Origin of the sequence: Brucella haematophila (assembly GCF_005938105.1) — a bacterium.
Lineage (GTDB): Bacteria > Pseudomonadota > Alphaproteobacteria > Rhizobiales > Rhizobiaceae > Brucella > Brucella haematophila.
On the sequence record NZ_VCPE01000025.1, the window covers coordinates 34,560 to 48,551 of the forward strand.

Here is a 13,992-nt window from a genome sequence, read left to right on the forward strand (position 1 = left end):
CGATGGCATCGATGAACACACACGCGCAAGGCAATAGCCCCCGTCCACTCACCGGACAGGATTTCCGCACCCTCGGCCTTTCGGCCCTTGGCGGCGCGTTGGAGTTTTATGATTTCATCATCTTCGTATTCTTTGCCAGTGTGATCGGGCATCTGTTCTTTCCACCGGACATGCCGGACTGGCTGGTCATGATCCAGACCTTCGGCATTTTCGCAGCCGGTTATCTGGTGCGCCCGGTCGGCGGCATTGTGCTGGCGCATTTCGGCGACAAGTTCGGTCGCAAGCGGGTTTTCGCTTTCTCAGTGTTTCTGATGTCGATCTCGACATTGGCCATGGCCTGCCTGCCCACCTATGCGACGCTGGGTGTCGGCGCGCCGATCCTGCTGATCGTTTTTCGCATGTTGCAGGGCGCGGCCATTGGCGGCGAGGTTCCCGGCGCCTGGACCTTTGTGGCGGAACATGTGCCTGCCAACCGGGTCGGCATGGCCTGTGGCTTCCTCTGTTCCGGCCTGACGCTCGGCATCATGATTGGCTCGCTGATCGCAACGGCAATCAACTGGATTTTTACCCCGGAAGAACTGTCCGCCTATGCATGGCGCATTCCGTTCTTCATTGGCGGTATTTTTGGTCTGCTCGCGGTTTATCTACGGCGCTGGTTGGCGGAAACGCCGATCTTTACCGAAATGAAGAACAGCCATCTGCTCAAGGACAAGCTGCCGCTCAAGACGGTGCTGCGCGAGCATATGCATGGTGTCATCATTTCCGTGCTTCTAACCTGGATTCTGTCAGCCGGTATCGTCGTGACCACGCTGATGACCGCGACCTTCCTGCAAAAGCTTTACGGCTACAGCCCGTTGCAGTCGCTTGCCGCGACCAGCTTCGGCACGCTTTTCCTGATGTTCGGCACAGTGACTGCCGGGTCGATTGTCGACCGCATCGGTAGCGGGCGCTTTTTTGCGGTGGCCGGTGTGTTCTTTGGCATCGCCACCTTCGTTTTCTACAGCTTTGCCGGCACGTCGCTGCCGGTGCTGTTTGCGCTATATGCGGTCATGGGACTTTCCGTCGGCATGGTTGGCGCGGTGCCCTATGTCATGGTGCGCGCATTCCCGGCCCCGGTTCGGTTCTCGGGCCTGTCGTTTTCCTACAACATTTCCTATGCGGTATTCGGTGGCCTGACGCCCGTGATCGTGACGACGATGCTCGCGGTCAACCCGATGGCACACGCCTGGTATCTGGTCTTTATCGCTGTGCTGACCAGCGGTCTCGGCCTCTATCTCATGGCGCGCAGTGATCAGGTGGAAGGGGCCATCGGCCTTGATGATCTGCCGGTTGGGACTGCTGTTCCACACAGGAGCTAACAAAAGGGCCGCATCAGCGGCCCTTTCTTTTTTATGTTTAGTGCGCCGCCAGTTTGGCGGCACCCGGTTCCTTGTCGTGGACGGCGAAGCGATCCACCATATCGGCGCTGGCTTCATTAAAGCCGATCACCGACACATTGGTGCCGCTGGCGCGATATTTCAGGACAATCTTGTCCAGTGCGCCAACCGAAGTGATGTCCCACAGATGTGCATGGCTGACATCGATGGTGATCTTCTTGGCAGGCTTGGAGAAATCGAACGCGGCGATAAAATTCTGCGCCGAAGCGAAGAAAATCTGGCCCTGAACGGTATAGATGCGTTCGCTGCCGTCGCTGTTTTCGGTCTCGGTGACGCGGAACATCTTGGCGACCTTGCCCGCGAAGAACACGCCGGAAAGCAGAACGCCAACAAGCACGCCTTTCGCCAGATCATGCGTTGAAACGACGGTGACGACCGTTGCCAGCATGACGAAGGACGAGGATGGCGGGTTGCGGCGCAGATCGAGGATCGACCGCCACGAGAATGTGCCGATGGATACCATGATCATCACGGCCACCAGTGCCGCCATCGGAATGATGCGCACGAGATCGTCGAGAACGAGAATCAGGAACAGCAGAAAGGCCCCCGCCACGAAGGTCGAAAGCCTGCCGCGTCCACCGGACGAAACATTGATCACCGATTGCCCGATCATCGCGCAGCCGCCCATGCCGCCAATCAGCGCCGAGGCGATATTGCTCGTGCCCTGACCGATACATTCCTGGCTCTTATTGCTGGTCGTGTCGGTCATGTCGTCGACAATCTGGGCGGTCATCAGCGATTCGAGCAGTCCGACCGCTGCGAGCGTGATCGAATAGGGCAGAATGATCTGCAAGGTTTCGAGTGTCAGCGGCACTTGTGGCAGGGCGAAAACCGGCAATGCGGATGGCAATTCACCGAGATCGCCCACGGTGCGAAGATCCATCCCGCTCCACCAGGCCAGTGCGGTGAGAACGGCAATGGCAACCAGCGGGGAGGGGATCGCCTTGGTCAGGCGCGGGAACAGATAGATGATGGCAAGGCCACCCGCGATCATCCAATAGGTCTGGACCGGCACGTGGATCAGTTCCGGCAACTGCGCCATGAAAATGAGGATCGCCAGCGCATTGACGAAGCCGGTGATGACCGACCGCGACACGAAGCGCATCAGGCGTCCGAGTTTCAGGAAACCTGCAAGGATTTGCAGGAAGCCCATCAGAATGGTGGCGGCAAAGAGATATTGCAGCCCGTGTTCCTTGACGAGTGAGACCATCACCACGGCGGTTGCAGCCGTGGCGGCTGAAATCATGCCGGGGCGTCCGCCGGTAAAGGCGGAAACGCAGGCAATGGCGAAGGAAGCGAAAAGGCCGATCTTCGGATCGACCCCGGCGATGACCGAAAAGCCGATGGCTTCCGGAATAAGGGCAAGTGCTACGACGATGCCGGAAAGAATATCGCCGCGAATATTGGAGAACCACTCGCGGCGGTAGGCAGCAAGACGTGTCATTGAATTTTCCGCAAATAGAAGACGGGCGTTGAGAGCCGTCCGATTCAACATGGCCGATTGTAAAAATGGGGATGTTGTTGCGTTGTCTGGCGGATAGGCGGCCAGAAGAGCCACCCGGGCTTTCACCGGGTCCTTGCGAATGCGCTTGTATAAACAAAAAGAACGCAGCAGGGCAATAACCCGCTGCGTTTTCTATTGTTCTATATTGAATAGATCAGAGAATCTTCTGCATGAAGGTCAGATCGAGCCAGCGGCCGAATTTCTGGCCGACCTGTTTCAAGGTACCGCAATCCTCAAAACCCTGCGATCTGTGCAGCGCGATGGACGCCGCATTGCCCGCTTCAATGCCAGCCACCAGCACATGCACCTTGCGGCGGCGCGCTTCTTCCACCAGCTCGGCCAGCAAGGCGCGACCAATGCCGCCGCCCCGCGCATCGCTTGCTACATAAACCGACAGTTCGGACGAATGGCGGAAGCCTTCAAAGGGCCGGAAAGGACCATAGCTGGCATAGCCGACGACTTTGCCGTCGCGCTCGGCCACCAGCACCGGGAACCCGTCGCGATTGCGGCCTTCGAGCCATAGGCGCCGATTTTCCAGATCGACCAGTGTTTCATTCCAGATGGCGAGCGTGTTTTCGACCGCATCATTATAGATGGCGAGGAGCGTCGGGAGGTCGGCTGCCGTCGCATGGCGGATGGAGAGGGTCATTTCAGATGCCTTTGTAAAAGATCGTGGTGGCGCAGGGGCTACCATCGGGGAAAAGCGCGTAATTCGGAATGATGCCGACAGGCTGCCAGTCAAGATGCGTATAGATCGCTTCGGCGGGGCTGCCGGTGACTGTGTCGAGGCAGATGAGTGTTTTGCCTCGGCTGCGAGCTTGCAGTTCTGCCTGTTCCAGCAGTTTGCGCGCAAGGCCGAGGCCGCGCGCCTTGCGGTGGACGAGCAGCTTTTTCAGGTCAGCGCGGTGCGGCTGATTGGGCATTTGGGAGAGACCAAGCTGAACCGTGCCGACGATCTCGCCTTCATGTTCAGCAACGATGAGCAGCGTATCGCCGTTCTCGGCTTCGCGGGCGATACGGGTCCAGTACGGCGTAAAATCCTGCGGCTCGCACGGGGCCATGAATCCGACCGATGCGCCACCCATGACGCAATCCGCCAGGATTTCGGCGAGCGCGGGGATGGCTCGTTTCGCTTCTTCCGCATTGAGAACGTGAATCATTGGTCGGTCTTTCAGAGGCTGCCGCGGCGTTCGAGCACGATGGCGTAGCGCGCAAGGGTCGAGCCTGGATTGTGAAAGGTGATACCAGCCATGATCGGCATATAAAGGCAGTCGCCGGGCTTGAGGCTGTAATGCGTGTCGCCAACGGTCATTTCCATCTCACCGGCAAAGAGCCACATATGCTGCGTGATGCCAGCATTGGCGGTCTGCGGCGCGAAAGTGACCTTGCCGCCAGCTGGAAACTCGACCTCGATCATGTCGACATTCGAGCCGGTGCCGGGTGGAGAAACCGACCGGCGCACATAGCCGGTGTCGGGATCGCGCCAGACGGGCTGGCGATCATGGGGAAGGTGGGGCGAGGGCGGAGCTTCCGCATCGCCGAAAAAGGCCGAAAGCGAAGTGCCAAGGGCGGCGCAAATGCGCGCCAGAAGCTGGGCCGTCGGGCTTGTCTCGCCACGCTCGATCCGCGAGATCATGGCCCGGCTCACACCGGAAGCATCGCCCAGCGCATCCAGCGTCATGCCTTGCGCCAGACGCAGGCGGCGCAGGTTCTCGCCAATGGCATTGTCGAGTTGTTCGATTGCATTTTCCATTATGTTAGAAATAATATCTATTATAATGGAGTCAAGCGATTTCGGATACATTGAGCTGCAACTGCTACGAATGGCAGTTTAATTTAATATATTTTTAATATATTGTTTCTTTATCAGAAAAATTACTTTTAATAATAAATATAAGGATATAGATATGAGTCTACGTAGAAATATAGATGTCTATAAAGGCAATGATTTCATTTCAGGATCTAAGTATAGTGTAATTATTTCTTCACTTGAGTATCACGGCGTGGCACCGGAGGGCGGCGACAAGGGAATTTACGTTGCATACAGAAGTGGCGGAGGTGCATTTAGATTATTCATTTCAAATGATGATTTTGCAATGCAGATCAAGCTAAATACTGTAATTTCAATTTTCAGCGGCTCAAAAGAAGAGACTCCGTTTGTTGTGTTTTTCCTGAACTATAAATCAGATTCAGAATCAGCACTTATCGACTTGTGGTATTAGGCGTCCTCTCATGAAACATACCTTTCACAGTTTCAGAATGTGAAAGGTATGTTTTCAAGAATATTAGAATCAGCCCTGCGCCTTCAGCTCCAAACGGCGGCGATGCAGGACCGGCTCGGTATAACCGTTCGGCTGTTCGCGACCCTTAAAGACGAGGTCGCAGGCAGCCTGAAAGGCAATGGACATGTCGAAGTTGGCAGCCATCGGGCGATAGAGCGCATCGCCTTCATTCTGCTTGTCGACGACAGCGGCCATGCGCTTCATGGTTTCCATGACCTGCGCTTCCGTGACAACGCCATGGTAGAGCCAGTTGGCGAGGTGCTGGGCGGAAATACGCAGCGTCGCACGGTCTTCCATCAGGCCGACATTGTTAATGTCCGGCACCTTCGAGCAGCCGACGCCCTGATCAACCCAGCGCACGACATAGCCCAGAATGCCCTGTGCGTTGTTGTCGATTTCCTTCTGGATGTCTTCCGGCGTCCAGTTCGGACGGCTGGCGACCGGCACCGACAGAATATCGTCGAGCTTGGCGCGCGGGCGGCTCTTCAGCTTTGCCTGAACGGCGGCAACGTCCACCTGATGATAGTGGGTGGCGTGCAGCGTGGCGGCGGTTGGCGACGGCACCCAGGCGGTGTTTGCACCAGCCTTCGGATGGGCGATCTTCTGTTCCAGCATTGCCGCCATCAGGTCAGGCATGGCCCACATGCCCTTGCCGATCTGCGCGTGGCCGGAAAGGCCGCATTCGAGACCGATATCGACATTCCACTGCTCATAAGCCCCGATCCAAGCGGCCTGCTTCATGTCGCCCTTGCGGATCATCGGGCCAGCTTCCATCGAGGTATGGATCTCGTCGCCGGTGCGGTCGAGGAAGCCGGTATTGATGAACACAACGCGATCCTTGGCGGCGCGAATGGCTTCCTTGAGATTGATGGTCGTGCGGCGTTCCTCGTCCATCACGCCCATCTTGAGCGTGTTGGGCTGCATGCCGAGCAGTTCTTCGGTCCGGGTGAAGATTTCATTGGCGAAAGCCACTTCTTCCGGGCCGTGCATCTTCGGCTTCACGATATAGACCGAACCTTCGCGCGAATTCATGTGACGGCCATTGGGGCCGATATCGTGCAGGGCGATCAGGCTGGTGAAGGCTGCATCCATGATGCCTTCCGGCACTTCATTGCCCTCAGTGTCGAGAATGGCCGGATTGGTCATGAGGTGGCCGACATTGCGAACCAGCATCAGCGAGCGGCCCTTGAGCGTCAGGCCGGAGCCGTCGGCACCGTGATAGCTGCGGTCGCCATTGAGGCGGCGCGTCATCTGCTTGCCGTTCTTTTCGAACGTGTCTTCCAGCTTGCCGTTCATCAGGCCGAGCCAGTTGCGATAGACCGCAACCTTGTCTTCGGCATCGACGGCGGCAATCGAATCTTCGCAATCCTGAATCGTGCTGATGGCCGATTCCAGAACCATATCGGCAATATGCGCCGGATCGGTCTTGCCAATCGGATGATCGGCATTGACGACGATATCGACATGCATGTTGTTCTTGGCTAGCAGCACATTGGTCGGGTTGGCGGCATCGCCATTATAGCCCTTGAACTGGCTTGGGTCTTTGAGAGCCGTGGCGGAGCCATCGGTGCGCTTGATGTCGAGCTTGCCATCCTTGATGGAAAGGCCAGCAACTTCGGCCCATTTGCCGGAGGCAAGCGGAGCACTTTCATCGAGGAAATTCTTCGCCCAGGCGATAACCTTTTCGCCGCGCTTCGGATTGTAGCCCTTGCCCTTTTCCGCGCCATCGGCATCGGAAATCGCATCGGTGCCGTAAAGCGCATCATAAAGCGAACCCCAACGTGCATTGGCGGCGTTGAGCGCATAGCGTGCGTTCATGACCGGCACGACGAGCTGCGGACCGGCAATATGGGTGATTTCCGGATCGACATTGGCGGTCGAAACGGAGAACTCCCCGCCTTCCGGCAGGAGGTAACCAATATCTTTCAGGAACTGCTGGTAATCCGCCTGGCTATAACCCTTGTCGCGGTTTTCCTTGTACCAGCTGTCGATCTTCGCCTGCATGTCGTCGCGCTTTTTCAGAAGCGCCCGGTTCTTCGGGGCAAGATCGCGAACGATGGCGGCAAAGCCTTTCCAGAACGTGTCCGGATCTACACCGGTGCCGGGGGCGGCCTCCTTCGCCAGAAACTCCACGAGTTCCGGGGCAACACGCAAACCTTCGATTTCGACGTAATTGCTCATGGCTTGGCCTCCTTCAGAATAAACACAACTATCGCCAGCGCTTTTACCGCCAGCTATCCTGTTGCCTTTGAACCGCTTTGGCGCGCTTTCGTCAATCGGTGCGCGGGCACATCATTTGTGACGCTGGGGCGAAAATCACCGCTCCAGTTTCAACATGTCGCGAATATCGTTCGGGGTGGAACCCTGTTCGCGTAGCGATGCAAGAGCGGTATCCTTGCGGCTTTTCGACAGTTTCAGCCCGTCATCACCCAACACCAGATGGTGGTGGTGATAAAGTGGTTCCGGCAGGTCGAGGAGCTTTTGCAGGAGACGATGCACTGCGGTCGCTTGGAAGAGATCGCTGCCGCGCACGACATGGGTAACGCCTTGCAGGGCATCGTCCACCACCACGGAAAGATGATAGCTGGTTGGCGTGTCCTTGCGTGCGATGATCACGTCACCCCATTTGGCGGGGTCGGCGGCAATGCGCCCCGTTTCGCCATCCGGCCCCGTGCCGCTTTCTTCCCAGAACAATGGCTCGCCCGCAGCGGCCAGAGCCTTTTCCATATCAAGACGCCAGGCATAGGCAACGCCCGAGACGATCCGTTCCAGCCGCTCTTTTTCGGAGAGGTTGCGCTCGCCGCTTGGATAAAGCGGCGTCCCGTCGGGATCGGACGGCCAGTCCTTGCCCTTGGCGTGGGCTTCACCGATCCGCTCGCGCACTTCGCCACGGCTGAGAAAGGCTGGATAGACGAGGCCCTTGTCGGCCAGTTTTGTCAGCGCATTGCGATATTCGCCGAAATGTTCCGACTGGCGGCGCACGGGCTTTTCCCATGAAAGGCCAAGCCAGTGCAGATCGTCGTAAATGCCCTGTTCAAGCTCCGGCGTGCAGCGCGCCGTGTCGATATCTTCCATGCGCAGCAGAAAGCGACCGTCGATTTCGTTCGCCATGCGTGCATTGAGAAGGGCTGAATAGGCATGGCCGAGATGCAATTGGCCATTGGGGCTTGGTGCGAAGCGAAAGACGGGTCTGGTCATGATTGTGGCAGTTGCCGGTTCTTATTGATTGTCATTGAGGCACATTGGTACTTTGTTGGTGATTGAAATGAAAGGCCACAGCATGCAGCGCATCGATACATTGGACGATATAGAGGCAGGCCTCGAAGCGCTGGTGCTTGCCGATGAGCGGCTGGCCGATATTCGCAGCCGCGCCCATGCCGTGCCGCTGCGCCGCTCACAGCCCGGCTTTGAAAGTCTGGCTTCCATTATCGTGGCGCAGCAGGTTTCAACCGCAAGCGCTGCGGCCATCTGGGCGCGGTTGAAACAGGCGATCGATCCGCTGACGCCGCAGGCCTATATTGACGGCGGCGAGGAGGCATGGCGGTTTGCCGGCCTGTCGCGGCCCAAGCAAAGGACGCTTCTGGCTGTGTCGCAGGCGCTGGCGGATGACGGGCTTGATCTGCACGGGCTTTGCGACTTGCCTGCGGAGGAAGCTATTGCCGCTCTCACGGCGATAAAGGGCATCGGGCCGTGGACGGCTGAAGTCTATCTGCTGTTTGCAGCCGGTCATCCGGATGTGTTTCCGGCGGGCGATGTGGCGCTGCAAGCAGCCGTCGGCCATGCCTTCGCGCATGAAACGCGCCCGGACGCCAAAGCGTTGCGGCTTTTGGCGGAAGATTGGGCGCCCTGGCGCGGCGTTGCGGCGCGATTGTTCTGGGCCTATTACGCGGCAATCAAGGGGCGCGAGGCGGCCCCACTTTTGTAGATGCTTCTGTAAATGTTGCGTGTTTCCGGTGGCATAAATGCGTTTCCGCTTCACAATCCTGTCACGTCGGGCTTACATTATCCGCATCAGCTGATGACGGTATTTCGATTCGCAGAAGCTTGATTTTCTGCTGATTGCAGTCCCGTCCTCGCGAGGTTGGAGCGTCGTTGTTGCGCCCACAATGGACGCGCGGCGCTCCGATGAAGAGCGCAATTCCGCTTGGAAAGTCGTCGTTTTCGCCCTTTCTCGGAGTTGCTCTGAAGGAGGTGCGTCCTTGACCATTGCAGTCTCACCCCGGACCGTCTCGACGAGTGGCTTGCCCGCTCTGGTCCTCAATGCGGATTATCGTCCGCTCAGTTATTATCCCTTATCGCTCTGGTCATGGCAGGATGCGATCAAGGCGGTCTTTCTCGAACGCGTGAATATCGTCGCGGAATACGATCAGATCGTTTCCTCGCCGTCTTTCTCCATGCGTGTTCCGAGTGTGATCTGCCTGAAGGATTATGTGAAGCCGCCACGCTATCCGGCGTTTACGCGCTTCAATCTCTTCCTGCGTGATCGTTTTGAGTGCCAGTATTGCGGCTCGCCGCATGACCTGACCTTCGATCACGTCACCCCGCGTTGCCATGGCGGCGAGACGACGTGGGAAAATGTGGTCGCCGCATGCTCACCATGCAATTTGCGCAAGGGCGGTCTCATGCCTGCCGCTGCGCATATGTGGCCGCGTCAAAAGCCGGTCATGCCGACCGTGCAGGATCTGCACAATAATGGTCGTCTTTTCCCGCCCAACCATCTGCACGATAGCTGGCTCGATTTTCTGTATTGGGATGTCGAACTGGAGCCTTGACGCATGTTGCGCAAAACCGCGTAGCAATCTTGCGACAACAATATGCGAAAAAAGAAGACCTAAGCCCCCTCAGAATCTTCCCTTACTTCCCACTCTTCGCAAAAGCGCCGTAGTAGCCGATGGCTGCAAAGAGCAGACTTGCGACGACATTCCATCCGGCAAAGGACAGACCGAGGAAAAAGCCGGGTGCGCTGTCGCATGCAGGCGGATGCGTGTTGAGGTCACCTAAGAGATTACCCGCATCCAGCGTGACTTTCATCGTCGCCGCGCTGCAATCGGTGGGGCCGGGCCAGTATTTCAGCTCAACGCCCGTGTGATAGGCGGCCAGCGCCAGACCATAGGTCATCAGCAGCGCGCCGATCAGGATCAGGCCGCGCGTCAGGATTGGCGGCCACTTCAATCCATAAGAAAGCCACGCTACTGCCAGAACCGGTACGCCAATATAATAAGGCATGCGCTCTTCAAGGCAGAGCTTGCATGGCATGAAGCCCGCAAGGTGCTCGAAGCCAAGGGCGGTGCCGACGGTTGCGGCCAGACCGACCGTCATGATGCCAGCGGTCCAAACCTGAACCTTGCCAACCGGATTATTGAGTGCAAATGCCATCTGAAATTTCCTGACGCAGCTCTTTATATGCAGCTAAACTAAGATAGAGGCTTGTTTCCAAGCAATTTATTTTGACCGGCGTGAGGCAGCCGGATCAGGCGTGAAGATATTTCACAGCAAAAAACAGGGCGATGAGCACCACCGCCACGGCGCTGGCGATCAGGCCAAGGCGTTTTTCGATGAAATGGCGGATCGGCTCGCCATAGCGGCGCAGCAGCCAGGCCAGAAAATAGAAGCGCGCGCCGCGTGCTACGATTGCCGATGCGATGAACAGCCAGATATTGACGCCGGCCGCGCCCGACAGGATCGTCACCACCTTGATCGGCGGCAGATGGGCAAGGCCAGATGTAATGAGCATCAGCAAAATGGCGTCGGCGCTGGTCGTGCCGCGCAGCTGCTCGAACGTGTCGAGCTTGCCATACATTTCCAGCACCGGCTTGGCGATCTGTTCATAGGCGTGATAGCCGAGATACCAGCCCGCAATACCGCCAAGCACCGACGAAACGGTGGCGATAAAGGCATAGCGCCAGGCGCGTTCCGGACGGGCCAGTGCCATTGGCAGAAACAGAACATCTGCCGGGACAAGGAAAACCGAACTTTCCACGAAAGCGATGATGGCCAGCCACCATTCGGCTGATTTTCGGGAGGCAAGTGAGATCGTCCAGTCGTAAAGGCGGCGCAGCATGGATTGTCCGGATAATGTGCGGCGGATAGCCGTCGTTGCGATTGCACCGTCTATAAATAAAAAAGACGGCGCGAACAATGCGCGCCGTCTCATTCATTACATTGCAACGATCAGCGCTTGTAGGCGCTGCAGATATATTTGGTTTCTAGATATTCCTCGATGCCGTATTTCGAGCCTTCGCGGCCGAGACCCGATTGCTTGACGCCGCCGAATGGAGCGACCTCGTTGGAGATCAGGCCGGTATTGTGGCCGACCATGCCATATTCGAGGCCTTCGCCGACGCGGATCGCACGGCTGAAGTTCTCTGTATAGAAGTAAGCGGCGAGACCGAAGATCGTATCATTGGCCATGGCCAGCACTTCTTCTTCCGTGTCGAAGGCGAAAAGCGGAGCCAGCGGGCCGAATGTCTCTTCCTGCGCGACGGCCATGTCAGACGTGACGCCGGTGAGAATGCCCGGTTCGAAGAACAGGCCGCCCAGTTCCTTGCCGCCGGTGATGAGCTTTGCGCCTTTCGAAACGGCATCTTCAATATGCGCCTTGACCTTGGTGATCGCCTTTTCCTCGATCATCGGGCCGATGGCGACGCCCGGTTCCGTGCCGTTGCCAACCTTCAGCGCCTTGACCTTTTCAGCGAGCTTTTCGGCGAACTTGTCGTATATGCCGCGCTGAACATAAATGCGGTTGGCGCAAACGCAGGTCTGACCGGCATTGCGATATTTGGAAATCATCGCGCCTTCCACAGCGGCGTCGAGATCGGCGTCGTCAAAGACGATAAACGGCGCATTGCCGCCAAGTTCGAGCGACACTCTTTTGATCGTCGGTGCGCACTGCGCCATCAACAGGCGGCCTACTTCGGTCGAGCCGGTAAAGGAAAGCTTGCGCACAATATCATTGCTGGTCAGTTCGGCACCGATATCGCGTGCCTTGCCGGTCACGATCTGCAACACACCAGCAGGGATGCCAGCCTTTTCAGCCAGAACGCCAAGCGCCAGAGCCGTCAGCGGGGTCAGATCGGCGGGGCGCACGATCATTGTGCAGCCAGCAGCAAGCGCGGGTGCAGCCTTGCGGGTGATCATGGCCGCAGGGAAGTTCCATGGTGTGATTGCTGCGGTGACGCCGACCGGCTGGCGGATCACCGTCAGACGCTGTCCAACCTGCGGGGCAGGGATGGTGTCGCCATAGACACGCTTCGCTTCTTCCGCGAACCATTCAATGAAAGACGCGGCATAGAGCACTTCACCGCGCGCTTCGGCCAGAGGCTTGCCCTGTTCCGACGTCATGATCAGCGCGATATCGTCTGCATTGGCGACAATGAGGTCGAACCATTTGCGCAAAATGCCGGCGCGTTCCTTGGCGGTCTTCGCGGCCCAGCCGGGCAGCGCCTTGGCGGAAGCATCGATAACGTCCTTGATCGTGTCCACCGACAGCGACGGGACGGTGCCGACCACCGAGCCATCAGCCGGGTTTGTCACATTGATGGTCTTGCCGTCAGCCGCATCGATCCAGCGACCGTCGACCAGGCATTTCGATTGAAGCAGCGAGGGGTCTTTCAAGGTGATCATGTCAGATGTTCCGTCCCGGTCTTGCATTGATTAATTGTTCAATATATTGAACAGTCTTCGATATATTGAATTAAACAGATCATGCCGACCAAAGTCAATCACTCAGCCGATGATCTGTTGGGCAGATGGCGAGCAAGCACAGGAATGAAACGATGACTGACCAGGCAGGTTCCCTCAAACTGGTTCCGGCGGTCATGCGCGCGGCCCAGATACTGGATCTAATCGCCAAGGCCGGTGACGGCATAAGCGGGGCGCTGAAACTATCCGATATTGCGCGTCAGGCCGGATTACCCAAAAGCAGCGTGCATGGGCTTTGCCAGACATTGGTTCATCTGAAGCTTCTCAAATTCAATAATGACGGCAGCTTTTCCATGGGGCCGCAGTCGGTGCGCTGGGCCAATGTCTTTCTGGCGGGTAGCGATATTGTCGAGGTGTTTCATGAGGCGGTCGCGCAGGCAGAGGGGCTTGGCGCCTATACGCTGACGCTTTCACATCTCGATGGTCCGGATGTCATCTATCTATCCTGCCGCAATTCCACCGCGCCGCTCGGGATTACGTTCCGCATCGGCATGCGTGTTCCCGCAGTCTTTACGGCGACAGGCAAGGCGATGCTCGCGGCAATGCCGGATGAGGAGCGGGTGCGTCATCTTCCGGAACATTGGCCGGATCTCGCCACACCGGCGAGCGTCGCTTCGCTGAAAGCACTCGAAGTCGAGATGGCTGGTGTAAAAGAGAAGGGCTATTCCCTTGATGACGGCCAGTTGCGCGAAGGCATGTTCTGTATTGGCGCTGCAATCTATGAACAGCCGCACCGTCCCAGCGCGGGCATTGCTCTTTCCATGATGGCGGCAGAGGCTCGTCCCGAAGTGATTGTTGAGATCGGCCGGCGGATGCGAGCGCTTGCGGATGATGTCGCCGAGCGAATGGGCTGGGCTTCCGCGTCAGAATCACCTGTTCAGATTGATGAATAAGGAGTAAATTTCTGTCTTTCTCTCTGTGGAAAAGAAAATCGCTTTTTTGGTGAAACGCGTGTTGACAGTTTGAGAGCTGGGGGCCTATATAGCGCCACAACGAGGGCGGCGACGCTGCTAGCGGCAGGTTGCTTCGTCCTTGAGTTCTGGTGAAAGTGGTTGACTTAGTGTTGGCT

At 57.4% G+C, this 13,992-nt stretch carries 14 protein-coding genes and 1 other annotated feature; of the genes, 5 read left to right on the forward strand and 9 right to left on the reverse strand.

From position 1 onward, the window contains the following. The first annotated feature begins 2 nt into the window (after window positions 1–2). Window positions 3–1,358 (forward strand): MFS transporter, encoded by a 1,356-nt coding sequence (locus FGI60_RS24370; RefSeq protein WP_138787348.1) that lies wholly within the window; start codon window positions 3–5, stop codon window positions 1,356–1,358. A 37-nt stretch (window positions 1,359–1,395) separates the two neighbouring features. Here FGI60_RS24370 and FGI60_RS24375 read toward each other — a convergent pair whose 3' ends face one another. From FGI60_RS24375 to FGI60_RS24390, 4 genes are all read right to left on the reverse strand, one after another. After that, window positions 1,396–2,880 carry a SulP family inorganic anion transporter gene (locus FGI60_RS24375; protein WP_138787349.1) on the reverse strand — a complete coding sequence of 495 codons (1,485 nt, stop codon included), beginning with the start codon at window positions 2,878–2,880 and terminating at the stop codon, window positions 1,396–1,398. Between the two features lie 80 nt (window positions 2,881–2,960). Continuing rightward, window positions 2,961–3,016: a sequence feature (sul1 is cis-regulatory element that is thought to sense ions involved in sulfur or methionine metabolism; They are found in Alphaproteobacteria), on the reverse strand. Between the two features lie 78 nt (window positions 3,017–3,094). Then, window positions 3,095–3,589, reverse strand: coding sequence for a GNAT family N-acetyltransferase (locus FGI60_RS24380; RefSeq protein WP_078339439.1), 495 nt, complete (start codon window positions 3,587–3,589; stop codon window positions 3,095–3,097). A gap of 1 nt (window position 3,590) precedes the next feature. Beyond that, window positions 3,591–4,100 (reverse strand): GNAT family N-acetyltransferase, encoded by a 510-nt coding sequence (locus FGI60_RS24385; RefSeq protein WP_138787350.1) that lies wholly within the window; start codon window positions 4,098–4,100, stop codon window positions 3,591–3,593. An 11-nt stretch (window positions 4,101–4,111) separates the two neighbouring features. Continuing rightward, window positions 4,112–4,693 (reverse strand): helix-turn-helix domain-containing protein, encoded by a 582-nt coding sequence (locus tag FGI60_RS24390; RefSeq protein WP_138787351.1) that lies wholly within the window; start codon window positions 4,691–4,693, stop codon window positions 4,112–4,114. 154 nt (window positions 4,694–4,847) lie between these two features. Here FGI60_RS24390 and FGI60_RS24395 point away from each other — a divergent pair, with 154 nt between their 5' ends. After that, window positions 4,848–5,162: a hypothetical protein gene (locus tag FGI60_RS24395; protein WP_138787352.1), complete on the forward strand. Its 315-nt coding sequence runs from the start codon at window positions 4,848–4,850 to the stop codon at window positions 5,160–5,162. Between the two features lie 69 nt (window positions 5,163–5,231). Here the strand turns inward: FGI60_RS24395 and FGI60_RS24400 are convergent, their stop codons facing one another. Continuing rightward, window positions 5,232–7,403 (reverse strand): malate synthase G, encoded by a 2,172-nt coding sequence (locus tag FGI60_RS24400; RefSeq protein WP_138787353.1) that lies wholly within the window; start codon window positions 7,401–7,403, stop codon window positions 5,232–5,234. Window positions 7,404–7,538: 135 nt separating this feature from the next. Next, entirely contained in the window at window positions 7,539–8,420 is an 882-nt protein-coding gene (gluQRS, locus tag FGI60_RS24405; RefSeq protein ID WP_138787354.1) for a tRNA glutamyl-Q(34) synthetase GluQRS, read from the reverse strand. An 82-nt stretch (window positions 8,421–8,502) separates the two neighbouring features. On the opposite strand from gluQRS, the gene FGI60_RS24410 reads away from it, so the two are divergent. Both FGI60_RS24410 and FGI60_RS24415 read left to right on the forward strand, forming a co-directional pair. Next, window positions 8,503–9,147: a DNA-3-methyladenine glycosylase family protein gene (locus tag FGI60_RS24410; protein ID WP_138787360.1), complete on the forward strand. Its 645-nt coding sequence runs from the start codon at window positions 8,503–8,505 to the stop codon at window positions 9,145–9,147. A gap of 274 nt (window positions 9,148–9,421) precedes the next feature. Further along, on the forward strand, window positions 9,422–9,994 hold the full coding sequence (locus tag FGI60_RS24415) for an HNH endonuclease (protein ID WP_078339434.1): 573 nt from the start codon (window positions 9,422–9,424) through the stop codon (window positions 9,992–9,994). Window positions 9,995–10,076: 82 nt separating this feature from the next. Here the strand turns inward: FGI60_RS24415 and FGI60_RS24420 are convergent, their stop codons facing one another. From FGI60_RS24420 to FGI60_RS24430, 3 genes are all read right to left on the reverse strand, one after another. After that, window positions 10,077–10,598, reverse strand: a complete 522-nt coding sequence (locus tag FGI60_RS24420) for a disulfide bond formation protein B (protein ID WP_138787355.1) — start codon at window positions 10,596–10,598, stop codon at window positions 10,077–10,079. Between the two features lie 94 nt (window positions 10,599–10,692). After that, window positions 10,693–11,283, reverse strand: coding sequence for a YqaA family protein (locus tag FGI60_RS24425; RefSeq protein ID WP_138787356.1), 591 nt, complete (start codon window positions 11,281–11,283; stop codon window positions 10,693–10,695). Window positions 11,284–11,393: 110 nt separating this feature from the next. Beyond that, on the reverse strand, window positions 11,394–12,845 hold the full coding sequence (locus tag FGI60_RS24430; RefSeq protein ID WP_138787357.1) for an NAD-dependent succinate-semialdehyde dehydrogenase: 1,452 nt from the start codon (window positions 12,843–12,845) through the stop codon (window positions 11,394–11,396). Window positions 12,846–12,997: 152 nt separating this feature from the next. Here FGI60_RS24430 and FGI60_RS24435 point away from each other — a divergent pair, with 152 nt between their 5' ends. Further along, window positions 12,998–13,816 (forward strand): IclR family transcriptional regulator, encoded by an 819-nt coding sequence (locus FGI60_RS24435; protein ID WP_138787358.1) that lies wholly within the window; start codon window positions 12,998–13,000, stop codon window positions 13,814–13,816. Window positions 13,817–13,992: the final 176 nt, after the last annotated feature.